The organism is Cephaloticoccus primus (assembly GCF_001580015.1).
GTDB classification, from domain to species: Bacteria; Verrucomicrobiota; Verrucomicrobiia; order Opitutales; family Opitutaceae; genus Cephaloticoccus; species Cephaloticoccus primus.
Genome location: NZ_LSZQ01000044.1, coordinates 1 through 22,480, shown reverse-complemented (window position 1 = coordinate 22,480; position 22,480 = coordinate 1). Strand labels below are relative to the sequence as shown.

The 22,480-nt window shown below is 64.0% G+C and carries 18 protein-coding genes; 8 read left to right on the top strand and 10 right to left on the bottom strand.

Translation table 11 applies throughout. The features are described from left to right. Positions 1-93 precede the first annotated feature (93 nt). Positions 94-1,392, bottom strand: a complete 1,299-nt coding sequence (locus tag AXK11_RS05700) for an NAD(P)/FAD-dependent oxidoreductase (protein WP_068630189.1) — start codon at positions 1,390-1,392, stop codon at positions 94-96. 163 nt (positions 1,393-1,555) lie between these two features. After that, positions 1,556-2,230, bottom strand: a complete 675-nt coding sequence (locus AXK11_RS05695) for a DUF4198 domain-containing protein (protein ID WP_068630187.1) — start codon at positions 2,228-2,230, stop codon at positions 1,556-1,558. A 547-nt stretch (positions 2,231-2,777) separates the two neighbouring features. Here AXK11_RS05695 and AXK11_RS05690 point away from each other — a divergent pair. Then, entirely contained in the window at positions 2,778-3,764 is a 987-nt protein-coding gene (locus AXK11_RS05690; RefSeq protein WP_068630184.1) for a PEP-CTERM sorting domain-containing protein, read from the top strand. Between the two features lie 88 nt (positions 3,765-3,852). Here the strand turns inward: AXK11_RS05690 and AXK11_RS05685 are convergent, their stop codons facing one another. The 5 genes from AXK11_RS05685 to AXK11_RS05665 all read right to left on the bottom strand — a co-directional run bounded on the left by AXK11_RS05685 (position 3,853) and on the right by AXK11_RS05665 (position 9,639). After that, entirely contained in the window at positions 3,853-4,482 is a 630-nt protein-coding gene (locus AXK11_RS05685) for a Fur family transcriptional regulator (protein WP_068630182.1), read from the bottom strand. 305 nt (positions 4,483-4,787) lie between these two features. Further along, positions 4,788-6,038: a ChuX/HutX family heme-like substrate-binding protein gene (locus tag AXK11_RS05680; protein WP_068630180.1), complete on the bottom strand. Its 1,251-nt coding sequence runs from the start codon at positions 6,036-6,038 to the stop codon at positions 4,788-4,790. 136 nt (positions 6,039-6,174) lie between these two features. Next, a complete protein-coding gene (locus AXK11_RS05675) occupies positions 6,175-6,645 on the bottom strand; it encodes a flavodoxin domain-containing protein (RefSeq protein ID WP_068630178.1) in 471 nt (156 codons plus the stop codon). A gap of 142 nt (positions 6,646-6,787) precedes the next feature. Next, positions 6,788-7,192, bottom strand: a complete 405-nt coding sequence (locus AXK11_RS05670) for a hypothetical protein (protein WP_068630176.1) — start codon at positions 7,190-7,192, stop codon at positions 6,788-6,790. Between the two features lie 149 nt (positions 7,193-7,341). Next, positions 7,342-9,639, bottom strand: a complete 2,298-nt coding sequence (locus AXK11_RS05665) for a TonB-dependent receptor domain-containing protein (RefSeq protein ID WP_082780940.1) — start codon at positions 9,637-9,639, stop codon at positions 7,342-7,344. Between the two features lie 253 nt (positions 9,640-9,892). Here AXK11_RS05665 and AXK11_RS05660 point away from each other — a divergent pair, with 253 nt between their 5' ends. The 6 genes from AXK11_RS05660 to AXK11_RS05635 all read left to right on the top strand — a co-directional run bounded on the left by AXK11_RS05660 (position 9,893) and on the right by AXK11_RS05635 (position 15,970). Then, positions 9,893-10,702 carry an energy transducer TonB gene (locus AXK11_RS05660; RefSeq protein WP_068630175.1) on the top strand — a complete coding sequence of 270 codons (810 nt, stop codon included), beginning with the start codon at positions 9,893-9,895 and terminating at the stop codon, positions 10,700-10,702. A 200-nt stretch (positions 10,703-10,902) separates the two neighbouring features. Next, a complete protein-coding gene (locus AXK11_RS05655; protein ID WP_068630174.1) occupies positions 10,903-11,679 on the top strand; it encodes a ThuA domain-containing protein in 777 nt (258 codons plus the stop codon). After that, positions 11,676-12,746, top strand: a complete 1,071-nt coding sequence (locus AXK11_RS05650; protein WP_082780939.1) for a Gfo/Idh/MocA family protein — start codon at positions 11,676-11,678, stop codon at positions 12,744-12,746. Before AXK11_RS05655 ends, AXK11_RS05650 begins: the two co-directional genes overlap by 4 nt. 429 nt (positions 12,747-13,175) lie before the next feature. After that, on the top strand, positions 13,176-13,850 hold the full coding sequence (locus AXK11_RS05645) for a hypothetical protein (RefSeq protein WP_156469219.1): 675 nt from the start codon (positions 13,176-13,178) through the stop codon (positions 13,848-13,850). Positions 13,851-14,153: 303 nt separating this feature from the next. Continuing rightward, the gene (locus tag AXK11_RS05640; protein ID WP_068630172.1) at positions 14,154-14,936 is read left to right on the top strand and encodes a ThuA domain-containing protein; all 783 of its coding nucleotides are present in this window, start codon (positions 14,154-14,156) and stop codon (positions 14,934-14,936) included. Continuing rightward, complete coding sequence (locus AXK11_RS05635; protein ID WP_082780938.1) at positions 14,933-15,970, top strand: Gfo/Idh/MocA family protein; 1,038 nt, start codon at positions 14,933-14,935, stop codon at positions 15,968-15,970. The genes AXK11_RS05640 and AXK11_RS05635 overlap by 4 nt, the downstream gene beginning before the upstream one ends. Before the next feature lie 407 nt (positions 15,971-16,377). On the opposite strand, the gene hisF is transcribed toward AXK11_RS05635, so the two are convergent. From hisF to rho, 3 genes are all read right to left on the bottom strand, one after another. Further along, positions 16,378-17,160, bottom strand: a complete 783-nt coding sequence (hisF, locus tag AXK11_RS05630; protein ID WP_068630170.1) for an imidazole glycerol phosphate synthase subunit HisF — start codon at positions 17,158-17,160, stop codon at positions 16,378-16,380. Between the two features lie 104 nt (positions 17,161-17,264). Continuing rightward, a complete protein-coding gene (locus AXK11_RS05625) occupies positions 17,265-19,031 on the bottom strand; it encodes a hypothetical protein (protein WP_231865773.1) in 1,767 nt (588 codons plus the stop codon). 109 nt (positions 19,032-19,140) lie between these two features. Beyond that, positions 19,141-20,382, bottom strand: coding sequence for a transcription termination factor Rho (rho, locus tag AXK11_RS05620; RefSeq protein WP_082780937.1), 1,242 nt, complete (start codon positions 20,380-20,382; stop codon positions 19,141-19,143). 113 nt (positions 20,383-20,495) lie between these two features. Between rho and acs the strand changes: the two genes are divergently transcribed. Then, entirely contained in the window at positions 20,496-22,445 is a 1,950-nt protein-coding gene (gene acs / locus AXK11_RS05615; RefSeq protein ID WP_082780936.1) for an acetate--CoA ligase, read from the top strand. Positions 22,446-22,480 lie beyond the last annotated feature (35 nt).

The window sequence follows — 22,480 nt, the reverse complement described above, 5'->3', positions numbered from 1 at the left end:
GCTTGTTCGTCGGGCGGAACGCCCGACAGCAAGCCGCACAGTAAATGGCAGGGGACACCGTCCCCCGCTGCCCGCGCAGGGCCGTATTCGAGGTTAGCTCTGCTGTGTTGTGGCGACAGGGGGCACTGGCGCGGCTGGCGCCTGGGTGCCGGTGATGATGCGGGCGCCGCGTTGCCAGGTGCAGTAGGCCCAGGCCCAGTGCAGGAAAATGATCACGCGGTTTCGCAGCCCGATCAGGAAGAACAGGTGTACGGACATCCACATGGCCCAAGCCCACCAGCCGTTGAAGCGCAGCTTGGCGATTTGGGCGACGGCGGCGCTGCGGCCGATGGTCGCGATGCTGCCCTTGTCGCGGTAGGTGAAGGGCTGGCGCGGCTTGCTGCGCAGGTCGGCGAGGATCTGCCTGGCGGCGTGGCGGCCCATCTGCGACGCCGCGGGGGCGACGCCGGGGACGCGCACATCGCGCGCATCGGTCATCGCGACGAGGTCGCCCACGGCAAAGACCTCCGGATGCCCGGGCAGGCTCAGATCGGGGGCGACCTGCACGCGGCCGCCGCGGTCGAGCGGCACGCCTGCCAGCGTTTGGGTGACGGGGTTGGCCTCGACTCCGGCGGCCCAGAGGATGACGGAGGCCTCGATCCGCAGGTCGCCCGCCTGCACGTGGCTGGGGCCGATGTCCGTGACGGGCGCGGCGAGGTGCACCTTGACGCCCATTTTTTCGAGGCGGCGGCGGGTGTACTCGGACTGCGCGGGGGAAAACATCGGCAGGAGGCGCGGGCCCGCCTCGACGAGGTGGACGTGCGCCTTGCTGGGGTCGATGCGGCGAAAGTCGTGGGTGAGTACCTGGCGGGCGAGCTCGACGAGCGCGCCCGCGGTCTCGACGCCGGTGGGGCCGCCGCCGATGATCACGAAGCTAAGCAGGCGCGACCACTCGGAGGTGTCGCGGGCGTTTTCCGCTTGCTCAAAGGCCTGGAGCATCCGGCGGCGTAGCTGCGTGGCTTCGTCGAGCGTTTTGAGGCCGGGCGCGTAGGGCTCCCACTCGGCACGCCGGCCGAAGTAGCCGGTGCGCGCTCCGAGCGCGACGACGAGGTAATCGTAGGAGAGGGTCGAGTGCTCCAGGGCGACCTGGCGTTTCTCCAGATCGACCGCGCGCACTTCGTCCATGAGGGTGGTCACGTTGCGCTGTCGCGCGAGGATGTGGCGCAGCGGTTGCGCGATGTCTGGCGCGGCGAGCCCTGCGGTCGCGACCTGATAGAGCAGCGGCTGGAAGAGGTGGTGGTTCTGCCGGTCAACGAGGGTGATGCGCAGGTTGGGCTGGCGGAGCTGGCGCGCGGCGTTGATGCCGGCGAAGCCACCGCCGAGGATGACGACGTGTTTGGTAGGAGCACTCATAGGGGAGGGCGGGAGGGCGCAACGGTGTGCGGGCCTCGGGTAGCCGGGTAGCGTTTTCTATGTGGTTTTGTTGGTGTTGTGGGAAACGGGAACGACAGGGAGAGGGGAGCGGTGCGCAGGTGAACGCGGTGTATGTACGGGTGTGCGTGAGCGCGCGCGCGGCTTACTCCTGCCGCCAACTGATCGCGCCAGTGTGGCTGACGAGCTCGTAGGTCTTGCCGCGCGTGTAGCCGGGGAGCGCTTCGCGGTGGTTGCTGGTGAGGACGACGAGCCCCGGCCCCTTGGGCGTGTAGCGGACGATGCCCTCCGCGTCGGCCGTGAGTTTGGGTGTGCTGTGGTCGGCATTTTCCTCGCTGGCCACGCTTACGACTGCGCCGGGCAGCGGCTTGCCGCGGAAGTACACGCGCACCTCGCCGGGCCGGCCGGTCGGGAGCAGGTCGAGCGTGAGCGCGGGCTCGCTGGGGATCTCGGCTTCGGCGGGCTGCCAGCGCACGTAGAGGATCGGCCAGATGGCCGGACTCTTGCCGTGCTGCATGACGTAAAACGAGGTCTCGCCAAGGACGGCCTGGGCGGGCGTGGCTCCGTGAAGCAGGTAGTGGTCGCTCTTTTTTTCGATCTTGAGCGGGTCGAGTTTTCCATCGGCATCGGCCGTCCAGGCGGAGCTCAGGTAGAGCTCGTCGAGATAGCCAGGCGAGGTTTCGTAGCTCTCGCCGACTTGGCCGAAGCGCACGACGAGCTGCCGGGCGGCGTTGTCTTCGATCCAGACGGAGTGCGCGTGTGCGAGTGGCGCGAGCCCGAGTAGCGCCGCTACGGCGAGGAGGGGGAGTCGTTTGTTCATGGCGGAGTGGAGCTGGTGAAAGTGAGACTTGGTTTCTTTTAAGGAATCCTGACAGGCGGCGAGCCGTTTTTTCGCAAAAAATGGGCCATGCAGCCGAAAGGCACCGGCACTCCCGAGCCGCCCTCACGGGCGAAGCGCGTGGCGTGGCGGCAGTGTGGCGGCCCGGCAACGCCGTGCCTCCAAAGAAAGCTCAGGCTTGGGCGGCAGCGGTGCCTGTCCTGAGCCGCTGCGCCCAGTTTTAACTCTCTGAGAGGGGATTTACTACATCACTGTGTATCCTCCAAGACCTCGAAGGCAGCCGTCGTGCGGATTGCGAAAAACCAGCAGATCATACAAAATGCTACGTAGCCGCTTTTGTTTCACCGAATAAGCCGAAGGTAAGTGGAGTGGATTTACTATGCGTTTCTTCCGACTATTGGGTGTTTTATATACGGTATTCTTATACACAAATTTACTATTATCTGCTCCCTCCCCCCTCCTTGGTATAAGTAGTGTTAATGTTGATAAAGGAAGGGTTCGAATTAGGGAGTATTGGTGGGGAAAAGACATGAATGTCGAAATCGTCGGGACGGAAAGGCTGACTTGGGATAGAGAAGTCGGGGGGATATGGATGGATCAAGAGAATGATTCGGTACTGGGCCTTCAGGGGAAAACTTTGACTGTTGGCGCAGGCGGGATTAACGTAAGTTACAGCGATAAACGTCTGTATTTAGGTAATGGACAGATAACCTCCAATGAGTCCGCAATAGTGATCCATGCGGGGACTTATGGCACGGGTAACTTCACCGAGGAGGGGCAACCGGTTAACTTATCCTTTTCACTCTCTGCGGTTATTAAGGATCATAAAGATCATAAAGTGGGTTTGATTCTCACAGGGAAGCATCCTGCGGGGGAGAGGGGGCAAGAGAGAGGGATCGTAGCCCTTGAGGGGGATCGTTCCAATACCTATACTGGAGATACTGTTGTCGATGGCGTATATAATGCACTTTACTTGAGCAAAAAAAGTGAAGCTACAGCGATTGCTGGAAACCTGTATGTTAAAAACGGGGCAGCGGTTAATCTACTTAGAAGTAATCAGATTGCTGACTCTTCCAGTGTGTTTCTGACCAGTGGTGCTGGATTAATGTTTAGTAGTATTCAGGGCGAGCGAATCGAGAAAATCAGGGCATTGATAGTCGAAAAGGGCGTGAGCAAGTTTGACTTCGGTCATCTTGAAGAATCGATTAACGACAAGAGAACGCTCATTTTGGATGATTTGAGTATAAATAACGGGGCTTTGCTGCGCATTATGCGCTGGCAGGAGGGGCGGGATCACTTGCTCGTGCGTAAGGACAGCAAGCACCTCGCGGATGCACTTAAGAAGATCACAATCGACGGCTGGGCGAAAAACCAAATCTACCTGAAAGACTACGACAAAGACTATTGGTCAATCGAAGCCGCCCCCGAGCCCACGACCTACGGCGCCCTCCTCGGCGCAATGGGGCTAGGTGTTTTCGTTTTGCGTCGCCGACTCGCCTCGCGAGGTAAGCGTTAGGCTAGTTTTTTCGGCTTGGTCGAAGGGTTTAGCTCCCTGTCTGCAAGCGTTAAGAGAGCGGCGTTGGCAGCCTGCTCTCTCGGTATCTCTAACGGCGGGGGCGGGGCGCGGTTGCCTTGGCTTTCGGGAGTGCCGCTGCCGGAGCCAGTGCGCCTGCGGCGGTGGGCTGGTGATCACACACGGAGCAGGCGTCGGGGGATGCCTTTTTCTTGCTGCAACGGGCGAAGGTCTGGAGCCGCTGGCCGATGAGTTCGTATCCGGCGCGCTCGGTGACGGTGGTCGCGTACCAGGACAGAAAGGGGGCGGGGACTTTGAGGATGCGGCCGCAATCGACGACGTAAATCTCGGCGGTGGGAGGGGCGCTGGGGTCGTGCCGACAGTAGCGGTAGTGGCCGTCGCCAAACTCGGTGGAGCGCAGGATGCCGTTGCTGCACAGGTCGGGCAGGGTGCGGTAGACGGTCGCGCGCGAGACGGCAGGGTGCAGCTTTTTCGCCTGGACGAGGAGGACTTCGGCATCGAAGTAGCCGTCGAGTTTGTCGATGGCCTTAAAGATGGCGCGTCGCGCGGCGGTGATTTTCCAGCCGAGTTGTGAGCAGAGCGCTTCGGGGTTGAGCGGGACGCGATCTTCAGTCGCTCCGGTGGGAGTGCCGCCGGGCACTGCGGGCGGGAAGGGCGGCGCGGCGGGAATCGGCGGGAAGATCGGCGTCGTGGTGCTCATGAAGTTTTCAGAGAGTACGGGTAAACTCCCTTCCCCCGTGGTCAAGGGGTCTTCGACCCACTTATTTTTGCGGGCTGCCAACGGGCAGCCCGTCTGCTTCGACTCTTCTATCTGGCGTGCTCACGTTGTGAGCGCGTCAGTCGCAGTTTTTTTTGTCGGACGGGGGGCTCGCTGGCAGCCTGTCTGTTTCGGCTCTTCTTTATTTCGCAAGTGGAGGTTGTCTGCTCGTCACCCAAAGTGAGCGCTCGGTCTTCGGCCGTTTTATTTGGCGAGCCACTCGCTGGCCGGCTTACTCAAGTAATGGCCTACGCTTTGGGGAGGCTGGCGAGGAGTTCGCGCCAGGTCTCGCTCTCTCCCTGACCGCGGGTGCGGCGGGAGTAGAACTGCACGATGACTTCGCCCGCGCTGTTGTAGACTTCGACGGTGCTGAGGATGCCCACGCTGCTGGGTTTGCGCACGAGCCAGAGTTGGTCGATGCCCGCTTTTTGAATCAGGAGGTTCAGGCCGTTGGAGTCGGTGACGCGGATCCAGCCGCCCGCGGTTTGGGTGGGCTCTTCGATCTTGCCGGTAAAGATCTGCGTGTTCGCGCTGTTGGAAACGAAGGCCAGGATCTCGATTTGCCGAGTGGCGATTCCGTTGAGGAGGGCGATGAGGGCATCGGGGCCGCTGAGCCGCTGGGCGCGCGCGGGGCCTGCGACCCGGAGGGCTTGCAGGCGGGTAACGTCGAACTTGGCGAGGAGTCCGCTAAACTGGTGGACGTCGGTGAGCTTGTCCCACGCGGCGAGGAGCCCTGCGGTATCGATGTTGGCCTCGGCACGCGGTGTGGGCTCGGGCTCGGCGGGCGTGGTGAGGACCTGGGCGCTCTGCGCGTCGGCGCGAAAGTCCTGCACGATTTTCTCGAAGGCTTCGATCCCGTCGAGGCTGTCGATGTAGAGCCGCTGGACGGCGCGGCCCTGGGCGTCGAAGAAGTGGAGGCTGCGGCGTGCCTGGCCTTCGCGCGTAAAGGTGACTTGCGCAAAGGTGAACTGCCACTGCGCGAAGTCGGGCCGCAGGTCGATGGGCGCGCCGAAGTAGCCGGGGAAGGTGCGCGCCTCGCGCTCGGCGGTGGCGGGGATTTGCCGCGGCGGATTGGCGGTGCCGGTGACGTTGAGGATGACGTGCTCGTTGCGCGCGGCGGCGCGGATGCGGCCCAGCTCGTGCAGGCGCAGCAGGATGGAGTACGCGGTGTCGCGCCCGTCTTTCAGTCGGATGACGTTTTTGCCCACGTCGAAGGCAAACAGGTGCGCCTCCGAGAGGCCGAGGCGGCGGGCCTCGCGCACGCGGTCGTGGCGATCGACGGTTTGCAGGTAGGCAAGTTTTTCGGTGACGCTGCGCTGCTCTTCGACAGGCACGCCCGCCCAAGCCGGGCTGGTGCGGGCGGTAGGAGCGGCGGCAGGGCTGGCTGTCGCCGCCCGATTATTCGGCCCGGTGGTGTCGGTCGTGTTGCAACCGGCGAGGATGACGGTCGCGGCGACGAGGCTGGCGAGTGTGGCGGGGAGACGGCGTGAAGTTTTCATGGGCAGCGTGGCGGTGGCTTTGGGTCTGTGTTTACCTGCGGGCGGTGTAGGGCGGCGCGTCGCTGGCGCGCGGTTGAGGCGGCGAGGGCGATTGAGTGTGTGTGCGGCGACTGCTAAGGCGGTGACTGTTCAGGGTTCAGGCGGTGGCGGCGAGGGCGAGTTGCTCTTCGAGTAGCGGGAAGATTCCGGCCTCCCACTCGGCGTAGGTGTCGTCGAAGAAGACATCGGCCTCGGCGCGCGGGTAGAGGGCTTGGGCGCCGAAGGAGGCGAGCCGCTCGTCGAGGTTGCGCGCGAAGCCGTTGAACTCGGGGTAGTCGCTATCGCCCAGGCCAAACATGGCGTAGCTGAGCTGGCTGAGGTCGATGTCGGCGGCTTCAAGATCGTAGTAAAAGGTATCGACATCCATCGGCGGCTCACCGTCTCCCCAGGTGCTCACGAAGAAGAGCGCGTAGCCTTCGCGGATGAGCTGGTCGGGGCCGATCTCGGCGAGGTTGACGAGCTCGGCACTGAGGCCGCTGGCTTGGGCGCGCTCTTGGGCGCGCAGGGCGAGCGACTCGGCATTTCCGGTGACGGTGCCAAAGTAGATGATGAGGTCGGCTGAGGGCATGGGTTGGGCGGGTGGGTGGAGTTCAGTCTTTTACCTGCGGGCGGGGCGCAGTGGCTGGCGCGGCCTGCTGGTGGCGTAAAAATCGGTTGGTGCGGCCGGGCGCGCTTCCAATTGGGCCGGCACAAAACGGGCCGGCACTTTCTCAGGCGGCTTTCCTTTGGCGGTTTGAATGGGAGGAGCGTGCGGGGCGGGAGGGGCGGCGTTTGGGCGCGGCAGTGCCAGTCGTGCTCTTGGCCTTCGTTTTGGTGAACAGCTCCGTGGCGCTCACGAATACGCTGACGCGGGCCGAGGGGCAGAAGCAGGCGAGCCGACAGGCGAGGCACCAGACTTCGTGTTGCGTGGCCGCCATCTCGACGGGGAGTTGCAGCGTGATCAGCGGATCCTGGGCGCGCTGCCCGGAGGGCACGGTTTTGACGAGTAGCGGCTGTGCGAGCTCCCGGGCGCAGGTCTTTGCAATCTCGGAAAGGATCCCTGCCTCGGAGGCGTGGGAGCTGCGGATTTCGCAAACAACGGGGGCGGGCTTTTCGGGGGCTGGCTGGCGCGACATGGGTTTGAAAAATGTGGAGGGGTAACCAAGAAGGCGGGGTGAGGGATGATGCTGTTCGATGAACGCGGGACGCGGGGTGGGGCGGTTGAGCGACTGCGTCGGGCGCGGGGAAAAATCGGCGTCGTTTCTCGAACTGCGAACGGACGAGCTTAGAAGCCGATGCTGAGGCTCACGTAGAAGTTGGCGCCGGGCAGCGCGTAGCGCTCGATCTCGGAGAGATCGGTCGCGCCGAGCACGCGCGCGCTGTAGTAATCCCAGTGTTTTTTGTCGGTGAGGTTGTACACGCCGGCGTGGAGCGAGGCGTAGTCGTTGATCCGCAGGTAGGCGGCGAGGTCGAGCGTGGTCGAGGAGGGCACGTTAAAGTAGTCGCCTGTGAGGCTGCCGCCGAGTGTGTCCGGCCCTTGCTGCTGGCCGTTTACGCGAGTGGCGGTGAGCGAGGCGCCGACGCGCTTGGCAGGCGAATCGTAGGCGAGCGTGAGGCTGCCCTTGAAGGGGCCGACCGAGCCGAGCCGTCCTTTAATACCGGCGACTTTGTTATCCACCGAGCTTTGCGCGCGGCCCGCGGCGAGCGTGGCGCTGAAGCCCGCGAGCGCAGGCTCCCAGGTGCCGAAGTCGGCCTTGATCACACCTTCGACGCCGTAGATCTTGGCATCGCCGACGTTTTCGGGGCGGTAGAGCGCGAAGACGATCGTCGGGTAGTTGATCGGATCGGGGGCTTGGCTGACGTACTCGATGAAGTCTTTGTACGCGGTGTAGAAGCCGGAGACCTGAAAGCTGAGGCCGCTGCCCGGCCCGTGGCCCTTGAGGCCGAGCTCGAAGGCGTCACTGGTTTCCTTGTCGAGATTGGGGTTGCCGAGGATGGCGTAGCCCGCACCGCCGCCGGTGTAGCTGAAGGAGTCGTAGGTGCCGGTCTTCTCGACAGGGCGGGGCAGGCGGTTGCCGCGCTTGTAGCTGCCGAAGACGGCGAGCCTCTCGGTGAGCTCAAACTCGGCGGCCAGGCTGGGCGTAACGAAGTCGTCGCTGGTCGGCTTGATTTCGTTTTTCGCGTTGGGCACTCCGATGATGTAGCGCGAGAGATCGGTCGGCTTTACGTCCACCGAGTCGAAGCGCAGCGCGGGCGTCAGCGTGGTGCGGTGCGTGCCGATGGTGAAGCCGATCTGATCGGCCAAGGTGAGCGCCAGCTCCTCGGTCTTCATCGAGGGCATGCGGTCCTTGGTGCCGGTGTTTCCGGGGATGATGGCCCCCGTGCTGATGCTGGTGCGGACTTCGTTCCACGGGCGGCTGGTCTTCGTCTCCGAGTAGGTGAGCCCGTAGCTGAGCGTGTGGTGCTCGCCGATGCGTTTGATCGCGTCGATGCGGCCGCCGACCGAGTCGTTGTTAAACTTGGTCTTGATGTCGCGCCGGGCATCCGTGCCAAACGTGTAGCGGGCCAAGGTGTGGTCGCCGTTTACCGCATCTTGCCAGTAAACCATCGTGGAGAGCTGGTCGAAAACCGGGAGCCCGCCGACGGGCACGAAGGTGTGCTTGAGGTTGAGCGTGAAGCGCTCCGCCTCGGAGTGCTGCACCGGCGCCTCCGGGTAGTAGCCTCCGATTTTGTTGAGGGCCACCAAGTCGGCCTCGCGCTTGAAGTGCTCCAGCGTGAACTCCAGCTTGTGGTCGGTGGCGTTGTCCCAGACGAGCTTGCCGAGGATCGAGTCGGACTCCCAATCAAGGGGGTTGGTCGTGCCGCTGCCCTTGCTGTCGGTCTCCTCGCCATCGCGGCGGGTGTACACGACGAGCGCGGCAAACTGGCCCTGACCGACCGCGCCCGTAACGGTGTGCGCGAGGCTCTCGTTGGCCGAAGCGTAGGCGGCTTTGTAGCCGAGGTAGAAGGGGCGGTCGCTGCGGCCGAGATAGTCGGCGGGCGACTTCGTCACGTAGCTGACGCCGCCGCCGAGCGCGGGCGTGCCGCGTCCGGCGAAGGTCGTGCCCGAGGCGATGCCCACGCTGCGGAAGTTCTCGATCTCGAAGTAGTCGCGCCCGATGCCAAAGGCGTTGGCACTCGTGGCATCGGGGCGCTGCGCCGCATCGGGCATCGGGATGCCGTCCACGTCCATGCTGATCCGGTTGCCCTCAAGCCCGCGGATGTTGTAGCCGCTGTAGCCGTTGCCGTCCCAGAGCCCGCCGCCTCCGGTGGCGACCGAGGGCGCGTTGACGAGCGGCTCGTAGCGCACGATGCCGCCCATATCCGTCGCGCCACGGCGGGTGAATTCTTGCGCGGGGACGCTCGTAAATGTGCCCGCTGGCGGCTCGGTTTGCACCAGGAGCAGCGACTCGCGCTCGGCTTCGACCTTGACCTCGGTCACATCGGCACCGCCCGCGCGCGCCGTGGGGTTTTGGGCCACTGCGCTTTGGGCGCAGCAGGCAGCCAGCAAGGTGGCTAGCACAGTCAGTTTGTTCTTGTTCATGGCGTGTAGGAGAAAAGGGCGGCGGGGTGCGAGAAAGTGTGAGAAAAAGAGAGCAACTGGAGGCCGGGAGGGGCAGTGTGTGCGGCGATTTAGGAGAAATGGAGTTGCTGGTTAATCAGGAAGAGACCCATTCTCATAAAGCCCTGACGTCTATTAGCCGCCCTTTTTCGTCAATCTGTTTTTGAGATAGATTCCCATGTAGGAAGTTAACCCTCTGCAAAACAGTGGTTTAAAATATATATTTTTCCTCAAGATGAATGCCTCAGGCAGTCCAGCACCCGGCACGCGCTCCGAGCCCAGCCGCCCCACGCAGGGCGAGTCGATGGGGCGGAAGAGCCTGCGCAGGCCGGGACTGCTGCGCCGCTACGCGCCCGCGGCGCTGATCGCGGCGGGGCTGCATGCCGTGCTCGCGGTGCTGTGGCCGGAGCCGGCTGCGCCGACTTTTGTGAGCCGCTCGGCGGGCGAGGAATCGGGCGCATCAGGAGCCTCAACGATGGAGCTCACCCTCATGGAGGAGGACGATTCGCTCTTGGGCGAAATCGCCGAAGCTGCGCCCGCCGTCGAGGCGCGTCCGGCGCAGCCGGATAACGTCATTGTGTGGGATTTTGACCCCGACATTTTTACTCAGGACGCTGCGCCCGATGCGCCGGAGCTGCTCGACCCGGGCGCGGCACTTGCTGGACAAATCGACAGCACGCTCGCGGCCGCCCTGCGCGAACTGCAGCAAGGCCTCGACCAAGTGAGCGGACGGCGCGGGCGCGGGTTTAGCGCGGGAAAGGCGGGTGTGCTCTACGCGCCCAATCCGCCTTACCCGCCCCTGGCGCGCCGCGAAGGGCGCGAGGGCATCGTCGAGATCCTCGTGCTGGTCGATAGCCGCGGCCGCGCGGGGCGAGCCGAAGTCGCCCACTCCTCGGGCTACGCGGACCTCGACGAGTCTGCGCTCAACACCGTCATGACGCGCTGGAAATTCCCCGCCCGCGAAAACGAACTCCAGATCGTCCGCGTCATCTTCTCGCTGACCCGCCGCGACGGCCCCGAAACCACCGTCACCTCCAAGCTGTGAGCAAGCGCGCGCTGCGTATTTTAGGGTAGCGGGAATCGCCTTGTGTTTGGGGGAGCGGAGTTGAGAGCGTGCGCGCCGATTTGAGCTCGGGCGATTCCGCTTTTGGCGGGCCGCGCGAGCTTGGCGTTCCTACCCCTGAGAAGCGCAAAAAGTCCCCCCACGTTTCCCCCTAAAAAAACTCACACACAGACAGGATTCCCATGCCCATACGCGTAACCGTTTACGGAGAAAATCTCCACGAGCAGAAAGATGCCATCGTCCAGGCGCACTACCCCAACGGGATGCACACTACGATCGCCGATGCGCTGAACCGCGATCCGCAGATCAAGGCCAGCACCGTCACCCTACAGGAGCCCGAACATGGCTTGACCGAGCAAAAGCTCGCCGAGACGGACGTCCTGTTTTGGTGGGGGCACATGGGCCACGAGCAGGTGCAAGACGCCGTCGTGGAGCGCATCACCCAGGCCGTGTGGCGTGGTATGGGCGCGGTGTTCCTGCACTCGGCGCACTTTTCCAAACCCTTCAAGCGCCTGATGGGCACGCCTTGTAACTTGAAGTGGCGCAATATCGCAGGAACGGGCGACCGCGAGCGGATCTGGGTCACCTCGCGCAATCACCCCATCGCCGCAGGACTCCCCGAGTACTTCGAGCAGGAGGCGGACGAGATGTACGGCGAGCCTTTTGGCGTACCGGAGCCGCTGGAGACGGTCTTCATCAGTTGGTTTTCGGGCGGCGAAGTGTTCCGCTCGGGCCTGACCTACAAGCGCGGCGCGGGGAACGTCTTCTACTTCCGCCCCGGTGACCAGGAGTACCCGACCTATCACAATGCGCACATCCAGCAGGTGCTGATCAACGCGGCGAAGTGGGCGCACAATCCGGCCGCCCGGCTTTCGGCCGAGGTCGCGCTCAATGCTCCCTGCTGCAACGAGCTCATCCCCGAGGCGCGCTTCGCCGCCGGAAAGGCGGCCGCCAAATGAGCAAGCCCGTGCGCATCCTCATCGTAGGCACCGGCGGCATGGCAAACAGCCACGCGCAGGCCTACAAAAAAATCCCGGGCGTGGAGCTCGTCGGCGGTGTGGACGTGCGCGCCGAGCAGCTCGCCACCTTCGCCGAAAAACACGGCATCCCGCACACCTTTGCTTCGGTCGAAGAGGCGATTGCCTGGGGCCAGTTCGACGCGGTCAGCAACGTGACGCCCGACCGCTTTCACTGCTCGACGACCTTGCCCTTACTCGCAGCGGGCAAGCACGTGCTCTGCGAAAAGCCGCTGGCGACCCACGCCGCCGATGCGCTCAAGATGGTCGAGGCCGCTGCGAAGGCGGGCGTCGTCAACGCGGTAAACCTTACCTACCGCGGTATCGCCGCGATGCAAAAAGCGGCCGAGCTGGTGCGCGCAGGCGCGATTGGCGAAGTGCGCTTCTTCGAGGCCAGCTACCTGCAAAGCTGGCTGCACCAACCGGCCTGGGGCGAGTGGTCGACGAGTCCCGAATGGCTGTGGCGGCTCTCGACCGCTCATGGCTCGAAGGGCGCGCTCGGCGACATCGGCGTGCACATCGTGGACTTCGCGACCTACGTTGCCGGACTGGGTGTGACCGACGTCTCGTGCCGCTTCGCAGTCTACGACAAGGCGCCGCCGGAAAACAAAATCGGCGAGTACACACTCGACACCAACGATAGCGTGACGATGCAGCTCTCGCTGGCGAATGGTGCGCTCGGCACGATCTCGCAAACCCGCGTGGCGAGCGGCCACCACAACGACCTGCGGCTGGCACTGTACGGCACCAAGGGCGGGCTGGAGGTGTTTTCGCAAAAACCCGATACGCTGCGCGTCTGCCTGGGTGCCGACGCCTTGAAGAAGGCCGAGTGGCAGACGGTCGAGTGTCCGGCAGTGACGACCAACTACGCGCGCTTCATCGCCGCAGTGCGCGGCGAAGCCGGGCCGCGCGGGCCCGACTTTGCCCGCGGCGCCGAAGTGCAAACCGTGCTCGATGCCGCCGAAGAATCCGCGAAACAGCGCGGCCTCACAGTCGAGATCGACGACTGACAGCCTCGCGCTCTTGTTGACGAGGCCCCAACGAGTGCGCCGCAAAATGAAGGGGGCTCTGACCCCTGCGCGGGGGGCGGTGGCGGGTCGCCACTTCCATTTAATTTGCGATTTTGCCCGTGCGCTGCGCGCCCGAACAAAATCGCAAATTTACATGAACCCCTCCCGACCTTCGGTCGGGCAGGAGTTTAACCCGTAAATTACTTCACCTCGCCCCAATGGGTTTCCGCTTCATTCGCATTTGATGGCGCATTTCCTGTCGCAACGCGACAGGGGGGCAAATTTGGGAATCGTGCTTCGACGCGCAGCGTCGAGGCCGATTCCCAAATTGAATGGCAGGGGACACCGTCCCCCGCCCCACGCGCAGTGGGAGTCTTCGACGCTTTCATCTGGCTTCGGCTTCGGTGCGATCTAAACCGAGGGCTACTCATGGATCTAAACCTACAGCCGCTTGCGCGGGCGTGTTTCATCTCGGGCGAAGTTTTTCAGGAAGGGCAGCGCGTGGTCAGTCTCCTTGTGCGAAGTCCTGAGATGGAGATTAACCGCTACGATGTTCTGGAGTCGCGGCAGGGCGAGTTGGCTGTCGAAGGGCAGCGCGTGTGCAGTTGGGTACAGCTCTACAAGCCGCGTCAGAAAAACGATAATCCGGATCGGGCGCTGAAGATGACGGCGGAGAACCTCTTCCTCACGCTGGCCGATCCGAGCAATGAGCCGAACGCGGAGACGCTGCGCTTGATCCAGTTCCTCGCGCTGATGCTGGAGCGCAAGCGGATCCTGCGCCCGAAGGGGACGCGCGCGGACGGGGAGGGGATCGCGCGCTCGCTCTACGAGCATGCCGGGACTCGGCAGCTCTTTGCCGTGCCGCAGGCCGATTTCTCGCCCGCGTTTTTTGTCTCCGTGCAAGCGCAGCTCAGCCTCCTGCTCGGCCCTCCCGCTGAGCCTGCCCCTCCCGCCACGCCTGCTGAGCCTGCTGAGCCCGCTGAGCCCGCCGAAGGAGTCGCCTCCTCCGCCGCTATCGCTTCTCCCGCTGCATCCGCCGAGCGGGCGGAGGCACCCGGCGAGGAGTCCGCGCTTCCGCCCTCGGTGAGTGGAAGCGCAGGCTGAGGCGATGGTGTGAGCGAGAGCCGCGTAGGTGCGCGCGTGTCCGCGCGCTCTGTTTTTCTTTCGCAACCGTTGCACTGAAAACCGCCTGAAACCGGCTCGAAATAGCCGGTTCATCAGTTGCGCTTCTCCGAAGAATGCGGCGGATTTTGAGGGTAAAATAGCGCGGCGAATCCCCTTGTGTTTTGATTCGGGGTTGAGAGCGTGCGCGCCGATTTGGGCTTGGGTGTTTCTGCGCAGGCAGCGGTGCCGAGCCCGTCGTTTCCCATCCCTAAAAAAATTACACACACAGAGGAGAATCCCCCGATGCCCATCCGCGTAACCGTATACGGAGAAAACATACACGATCAGAAGCACCCCGTTGTGCAGGCCAACTACCCGGGAGGCATGCACACCGTGATCGCCAATGCGCTGAATCGTGATTCCGAAATCAAGGCCAGCACCGTCACGCTTCAGGAGCCTGAGCATGGCTTGACCGAGCAGAAACTCGCCGAGACAGATGTCCTGTTCTGGTGGGGCCACGTCGGCCACCACGAGGTGCAAGACGCCGTCGTGGAGCGCATTGCCGAGGCCGTGTGGAGCGGCATGGGCGCGGTGTTCCTGCACTCGGCGCACTTTTCGAAACCCTTCAAGCGACTGATGGGCACGCCCTGTAACCTCAAGTGGCGCAACAATCACCACCTCGGCACACCTGACCGCGAGCGTATCTGGCAGACCTCGCGCAACCACCCCATCGCCGCGGGCCTGCCCGAGTACTTCGAGCTGGAGGGCGAGGAAATGTACGGCGAGCCCTTTGGGGTGCCCGAGCCGCTGGAGACGGTTTTCATCAGCTGGTTCTCGGGCGGCGAAGTGTTCCGCTCGGGCCTGACCTACAAGCACGGCGCGGGAAACATCTTCTACTTCCGCCCGGGCGATGAGGTTTTCCCGACTTACCAGGATGCCAATATCCAGCGCGTCCTGCTCAACGCGGCCAAGTGGGCCTACAACCCCAGCCCGCGCCTTTCGCGCGAAGTCACGCTCAATGCGCCCTGCTGCAACGAGCTCATCCCCGAGGCGCGCTTCGCTGCCGGAAAGGAGGCCACCAAATGAGCAAGCCCGTGCGCATCCTCATCGTCGGCACCGGCGGTATGGCCGGTTACCATGCGGGCCGCTACAAATCGATCCCCGGCGTCGAGCTCGTCGGCGGAGTCGATGTGCGCGCCGAGCAGCTCGCCACCTTCGCCGAAAAACACGGCATCCCCAACACCTTTGCCTCGGTCGAAGAGGCGATTGCCTGGGGCCAGTTCGACGCGGCCAGCAACGTGACGCCCGACCGCTTTCACTGTTCGACGACCTTGCCCTTGCTCGCGGCGGGCAAGCACGTGCTCTGCGAAAAGCCGCTGGCGACCAACGCTGCCGACGCATTCAAAATGGTAGAGGCCGCTGCGCAGGCGGGCGTGGTCAATGCGGTAAACCTCAGCTACCGCGGCATCGCCTCCATGCACAAGGCGGCCGAGCTCGTGCGCGAAGGCGCGATTGGCGAAGTACGCTTCTTCGAGGCCAGCTACCTGCAAGCCTGGGCCAATCACCCCGAGCGCTGGAGCCCCGCCGAGCTGTGGCGGCTCTCGACCGCTCATGGCTCAAAGGGCGCGCTCGGAGACCTCGGCGTGCACATCATCGACTTCGCCACTCATGTGGCTGCGCTGCCCGTGTCCGATGTGTCGTGCCGCTTTGCCGTTCACAACAAGGTCCCGGGCAACAAACACGGTGAGTACGTGCTCGACGCCAACGACAGCGCGACCATGCAGCTCAAGCTCGCCAACGGCGCGCTCGGCACGATCTCCGCGACCCGCGTCGCCACCGGTCACGGCAACGATCTGCGGCTCAAAATCTACGGGACGAAGGGCGCGCTGGAGGTGCTCTCGATAGAGGACAAGGTGCTGCGCGCCCACTTGGAGCCCGACGGCAAGTGGCAGACGATCGAGTGCCCGCTCGTTCCGGAGAACTACCTGCGCTTCGTCTCGGCCATTCGCGGCGAGGACGCACTCCGCGCACCCGACTTCGCCCGCGGAGCCGAGGTGCAAAAGGTGCTCGACGCCGCCGAAAAATCCGCCGCCGAAGAAGGCCGCACCTTGAGCGTTTGACCACTGCGCGTGGGGCGGTAGCGTGGCGCCACTTGCCATTTAATTTGCGATTTTGCCCGTGCGCTGAGCGCCCGAACAAAATCGCAAATTTATATGAACCCCTCCCGACCTCCGGTCGGGCAGGAGTTTAACCCGTTAACCAAAAAAATCGCCCAAATGGGTTTCCGCTTCATTCGCATTTGATGCCGCATTTCCTGTCGCAACGCGACAGGGGGCAAATTTGGGAATCGTGTTTCGACGCGCAGCGTCGAGGCCGATTCCCAAATTGAATGGCAGGGGACACCGTCCCCCGCCCCACGCGCAGTGGCGGTCGTTGACCGGTTTTATCTGGCGGCGCACTCGTTGGTGCGCCGTCGACTTCGACTCTTTCATTATGCGAGCCGCTCGCTGGCGGCTCGTCGGGGGGATTACTCGGCTAGGCGCACGGGCACGCCGCGTGCGTGGAGAGCTTCCTTGGCCTGCTGCACCGTGTAGGTGCCGAAGTGAAAGAGGCTGGCGACGACGACGGCGCTTGCGTGGCCGCCTATGAACGCATCGGCCAGGTCGTCGAGTGAGCCCGCGCCGCCGCTGGCGATAACGGGCACGCTCACCGCGTCGCTCACCGTGCGGGTGAGCTCGATATCGAAGCCTGCCTTGGTGCCATCGCGGTCGATGCTGTTGAGCAAGATCTCGCCTGCGCCGAGCTCCACGGCGCGTCGCGCCCATGCAATCGCATCGAGTCCGGTCGCGCGTCGTCCGCCGTGCGTGTAAACCTGCCAGGTGCGCCCGTCGGGCTCGCGCTTCGCGTCGATCGCGACGACGACGCACTGGCTGCCAAACTTGGTCGCCGCGGCGCGGATAAACTCGGGCTCGTTGATCGCTGCGGTGTTGAGCGAGACCTTGTCGGCGCCGGCGTTGAGCATGGCGCGGATGTCATCGACGCTGCGCAGCCCGCCGCCGACGGTCAGCGGCATGAAGCATTTCTCGGCGGTCGCCCGAACGAGGTCGTGCATGATGCCGCGGCCCTCGCTTGATGCGGTGATGTCGAGGAAAATCAACTCATCGGCACCCTGCGCATCGTAGCGCTGGGCCATCGCGATGGGGTCGCCGACGTTGGTGAGCTCGCCCGCTTCGGCTTTGCCAAACTGGACGCCGCGCGTGACCTGGCCGTTGTGGACGTCGAAGCAGGGAATGATGCGGCGGCTGAGCATGAGGAGAGGGCGGGAGCGGTGCTGTGGCTCCCACTTCGGGTGAGGGAGCGCGGCGCTCTGGGTCTGATGCGGTGCGGCGCAGGTTGTTCCTCGCGGGCTGTGCCTTAAGCCTCGATCTGTGCGATGTCGGGCTCGAAGTTGACCGCGAGGCGGTAGACCTGGCCCGGGCGCATGATCAGCGGGTGGTCGCGCAGCAGCGTTTGCACGTAGTGGATCTTGCCGTAGTTGGTACGGTAGTTTGCGTCGCTGCTGACGACTTCGGTCTCCGCCCAATTGGCCTGAAAATCGTTTTTGGAAACCGTGCAGCGGTGGCCCTCGGTGCCGAGCGCGAGCGAGCCGCCGACGCGGTACTGCGAGTGCGGCGCGGCGACCACCAGCATGTAGCGGAATTTGTTGAGCGTGACTTGCTGCCGCACCGTGTAGGCAAACTCGCAGCCGATCTGGTTGCCCGAAAAATTCCACTGCACCTTCACGCTGCCGAGCCCTTTGAGGATTTCTTCCTCGGTGGTGATGAGCTCCGGTTGCTCGTAGCGGAAGAAGAAGCTGTTGCGCAGGCCGAGGCCAGTCACGCAGTTGCGCCCGTAGAAGGCGGGCGTGGTGACCTTGTCGCCAAAGCTGAGCTCCGGCACCATGATCGGCATGTACACGTTGTTCGGCCAGTCGAAGACTCCCGGGCAGTGGGGGAAGGGGAGCGAGTCACTGGTCACCGTGGCTCCGGCACTGATCAGCGGGATCTGCGCGTGCAGGCCGCTCGCGGTATCGCGATAGAGGAAGACGCCTTGCTCCTTGCGGTTGCTCTTGTCGAAGACGACGAAGCGGCCGCTGTTGCGCTGCGGCTCGGGTTTGGCGCTGGTCGTCCCCGCAGGCATCTGCACGGTGCGCGCGAGCCGCGACCACTGGCACAGGTAGCGCGCCGCGTCGAAGTTTGCCATGCGCGTGGTGTGCGGCTCGTAGGCGGTGCGTTCGTCGTCGCGCAGGTCGAGGAAGCCGTGCTCCTGGTCGAGGTAGGTCTGGTAGAAAAAGAGGAAGAGCCGCCGCAGGATGTCGAAGTACTTGGGCTTTTCGGTGTCGGCGATCCAGCCGTCGCGCAGGCCCTGGAGGATGAGGCTGATGCAGTGCATCTGCCCGTAGGCGCCCGCCGCGCGGCCAAAGGCCCAGCCGAGCCCATCGGCCCGGACGAGGTCGGGCATCATCTTGATGTACTTCTCCCCGTAGGTGCGCAGGGTGGGCAGCTTGCGGTCGCGCACGCTGCTGTTGGCGTGGAGCTGGAGGGCAGAGCGCGTGAAGACAAAGGCGAGTATGCCGTAGAGGTTGAAGTGCCCGCCGATGCCGTCCGCCGCGTCGTCGAAAAAGCCGGTCGAGCTGGTGTGCTGGACGCGGTCAACCATGCGCTCGATGAGGCGCGAGGTTTCGTCTTTTTTGGAGAGGCCGAGGCTGAAGCGGGCCACTGCCTTGGCGATGTTGAATGCCTGCCAGTGGTTGTCGTAGTCGCTGCGGTGCAGGAGCTGCTTGTCGATGCGCTCCTTGGTCTCGTCTACGAGGCGCTCCCAGATCGGGTTGCGCTCTTTGGAAGGGCCAAAGGCGAGCAGGCCGAGCGCGGCGTAGGCGAGGCCGTTTTCCGCGGCGGGCTCGGTAAACATCTGCGCGGTGATGCAGCGCGCGGCGAGGTCGACGAGGTCGTGCCCGCCGAGGGTCGTCTCGCCCGTGTTGCGATAGTATTCACCGAGGGCGAAGGCGATGTGGCCGGGCTCGTCGCTGCGGGATTGCTCGCCGGGGACGGGGAGGACAGTGCCGTTGGGTTGGATGGAATCAATGTTGTGCGCCAACATTGAGCGGGCCATGTCGAGACACTGCTCGGAGAAACTATGCATTCTGGATAAGTTTGATGTCGTCTGGCGAGGCGACGGGCCGCTTGGGGGCTGTCGCGCAGGGGAGTGCTGTTTGTGACGCGCCGCGGTGGGGCGCGGCAAGAAGAGAATTTTATTGGGCGATGAGTTTCAGGAACTCCGCGTTGGTCTTCGTCTTCGAAAGTCGGGTGATCATCGTCTCGGTCGCGTCTTCGATGCGCTGCTGGACGAGCGCGCGGCGGAAGAAGTGGATGCCGTCGAGCACCTTCGGGTCGATCAGGAGCTCCTCGCGGCGCGTGCCGGAGGCGGCGACGTTGATCGCGGGCCACAGCCGCATCTCGGCGCACTTGCGGTCGAGCACGAGCTCCATGTTTCCCGTGCCCTTAAACTCCTGGAAGATCACATCGTCCATCCGGCTGCCGGTCTCGACGAGGACGGAGGCGACGATGGTGAGGCTGCCGGACTCCTCAGTGTTGCGCGCGGCGGCGAAGAGCTGGCGCGGCTTTTCGAGCGCGCGCACGTCGAGGCCGCCGGAGCCCGTGCGGCCCGAGTTGCGCAGCGTGTTGTGCGCGCGGGACAGCCGCGTAATCGAATCGACGAAGAGCACGACATCGCGCCCGACCTCGACGAGCCGCTTCGCGCGCTCGATGCACAGGTCGGCCACGCGGATGTGGTTGTCGATCTGCTCGTCGTTGGAGGAGGCCCAGACTTCGGCCGGTACGCTGCGGCGAAAGTCGGTGACTTCCTCGGGCCGCTCATCGACGAGCAGGATCATCACATGGCACTCGGGGTTGTTTTCGAGGACGCCCAGTGCCATGTCGCGCAAGAGCGTGGTCTTGCCCGTGCGCGGCGGGGCGACGATGAGGCCGCGCGTGCCTTTGCCGATCGGGCAAAACAGGTCGACCGCGCGAGTGGTCATCCGCCCGTCCCTGGTCTCGAGCTTCAGGTGCTGCTCGGGCGAGATCGTCGTCAGTGTCGTAAACTCAAATTTGCCGCGACGTTCCTCCAGCGGGATGCCATCCACGGTCTCGATGAAGCGCATTTTCGGATTCGGAAAACGCCCCTCTGCGGGAAAGGCCGTGCCGCCGATCAGGCTGCCTTCGCGCAGCTTGAAGCGGCGGATCAGCTCCTTGGGGACGAAGGTATCGTCGGGCCTGCGTTTGCCGCCGCGCTTCAGGTCGATCAACTGGCCGTTGCCGCCGCGCTGGCGATCAATGTCGAGCACGCCTTCGACGCGCATCAGGTTTTCGTCGGCCACCGCTTTACTCGCAGCGGGCTCTGGCTTGCTCGCCACTGCTTCCGGCTCGGTAGCCGTATCGCGAGGCGTGGCGCCTTCGTTTGTCTCTGCAAGTGCAGAAGGGGTGTTAATATCCATACAGAGTGTAATAAAAATGTGGCTGGCTCTTGACGCTCAAAACTCGCGCTGGGATAAGGCCAGCGATTCGCTTTCCTCACCCCCTTCTGCAACCCCCAACCCTGCCAGATCCTGTGACTAACCAGACGATTACTTCCGTTTCCCGAGAAAGTCGGCTTTTCAAGCCATCTGCGGAGTTCAAGGCCCAAGCAAATCTTGGGAGTGAAGCCGCCTACAAGAAACTTTACGCGGAGTCTGTCAACTCCCCAGAACGCTTCTGGGAGCGGCAGGCCAAGCAGTTTCTGACTTGGCGCAAGCCCTTCACCCAAGTGCTCCAGTGGAAGCCCCCGCATGCAAAATGGTTTGGCGGCGGCACGCTCAATGTCGCCGAAAACTGTCTCGACCGCCACCTCGGCACCGCGCGCGAAAACAAGGCGGCGATCATCTTTGAAGGCGAGCCGGGAGACATCCGCACGCTGACTTACAAGCAACTGCACCGCGAGGTGTGCAAGTGCGCCAACGCGCTGGAATTGCTCGGCCTGCGCAAGGGCGACCGCGCGGCGATCTACATGCCGATGGTGCCCGAGGCTGCTGTGGCGATGCTCGCCTGCGCGCGACTCGGCGTCGTGCACACGGTGATTTTTGGCGGCTTCAGCTCCGAGGCGATCAAGGACCGGATCAACGATTGCGGCGCGCGCGTGGTGATCACGGCCGATGGCGGCTGGCGGCGCGGAAAAATCGTCGAGCTGAAGGACAGCGTGGATCGCGCACTGGGTGCGACGCCGAGCGTCGAGCATGTCGTCGTGCTGAAGCGCACGGGTAACGCAGTGACGATGAAGGAAGGCCGCGACCTGTGGTGGGACGACTTGATGGCCGCCGCGCCCGCCGTCCACAAGGCCCGGGCACATGCCAGCGAGCAGCCGCTTTTCATTCTCTACACCAGCGGCTCTACCGGGAAGCCCAAGGGCGTGCTCCACACCTCGGCGGGCTACCTGCTCGGCGCGGCGATGACCACGCACTACGTCTTCGATATAAAGGAGACCGACATCTACTGGTGCACCGCGGACATCGGCTGGATCACTGGCCACAGCTACGTCGTCTACGGCCCGCTCTCCGTCGGGGCGACCGTGCTGATGTACGAAGGTGCGCCCAACCAGCCCGAGCCCGATCGTTTCTGGGAAATCATCGACCGCCACGGCGTCACCGTTTTCTACACCGCGCCTACGGCCATCCGCGCCTTCATGCGCTGGGGCGACGAGTTTGTGACTCGGCACAGCCTCGCCTCGCTGCGCCTGCTCGGCTCCGTCGGCGAGCCGATCAACCCCGAAGCGTGGATGTGGTACCACAAGATGATCGGCAAAAAACGCTGCCCCATCGTGGACACGTGGTGGCAGACGGAGACGGGCGCGATCATGGTCACGCCGCTGCCGGGCATCACCCCGACCAAGCCCGGCTCCTGCACGCGCCCCTTCTTCGGCGTCGTGCCAAAAATCCTGGACGAGAACGGCAAGCCCGTGTCGCGCGGCTCCGGCGGCAAGCTCTTCCTCACGCAGCCGTGGCCCTCGATGCTGCGCACCCTGTGGGGCGACGACGCGCGTTTCAAAGAGCAATACTGGAGCGAGGTGCCCGGCCTCTATTTCGCGGGCGATGGCGCGCGCTTCGATGAGGACGGCTACCTGTGGGTCGTGGGCCGCATCGACGACGTGCTCAACGTCTCCGGTCACCGCATCGGCACGGCCGAGGTGGAGAGTGCGCTCGTCTCGCATCCCTCCGTGGCCGAGGCCGCTGCAGTCGGTCGGCCCGATGAGCTGAAGGGGCAGGCACTCGTCTGCTTCGTCACGCTCAAGGGCGATCAACGCGCCAGCGACGAGCTTAAGGAAGCACTGCGCGCTCACGTGGCGCGCGAGATCGGTGCCATCGCCCGGCCCGACAGCCTGCGCTTCGCCGCCGCACTGCCGAAGACCCGCTCGGGGAAAATCATGCGCCGCATCCTTAAGGAGATCGCCGCAGGCGGCGACGTGAAGGGCGACATTACCACGCTCGAGGACTTCAACGTCGTCGCCAGCCTCCAGGCCGAGGAGTAAGGCGCTCCTCACGCCTTCGACCCCCACTACGCGTG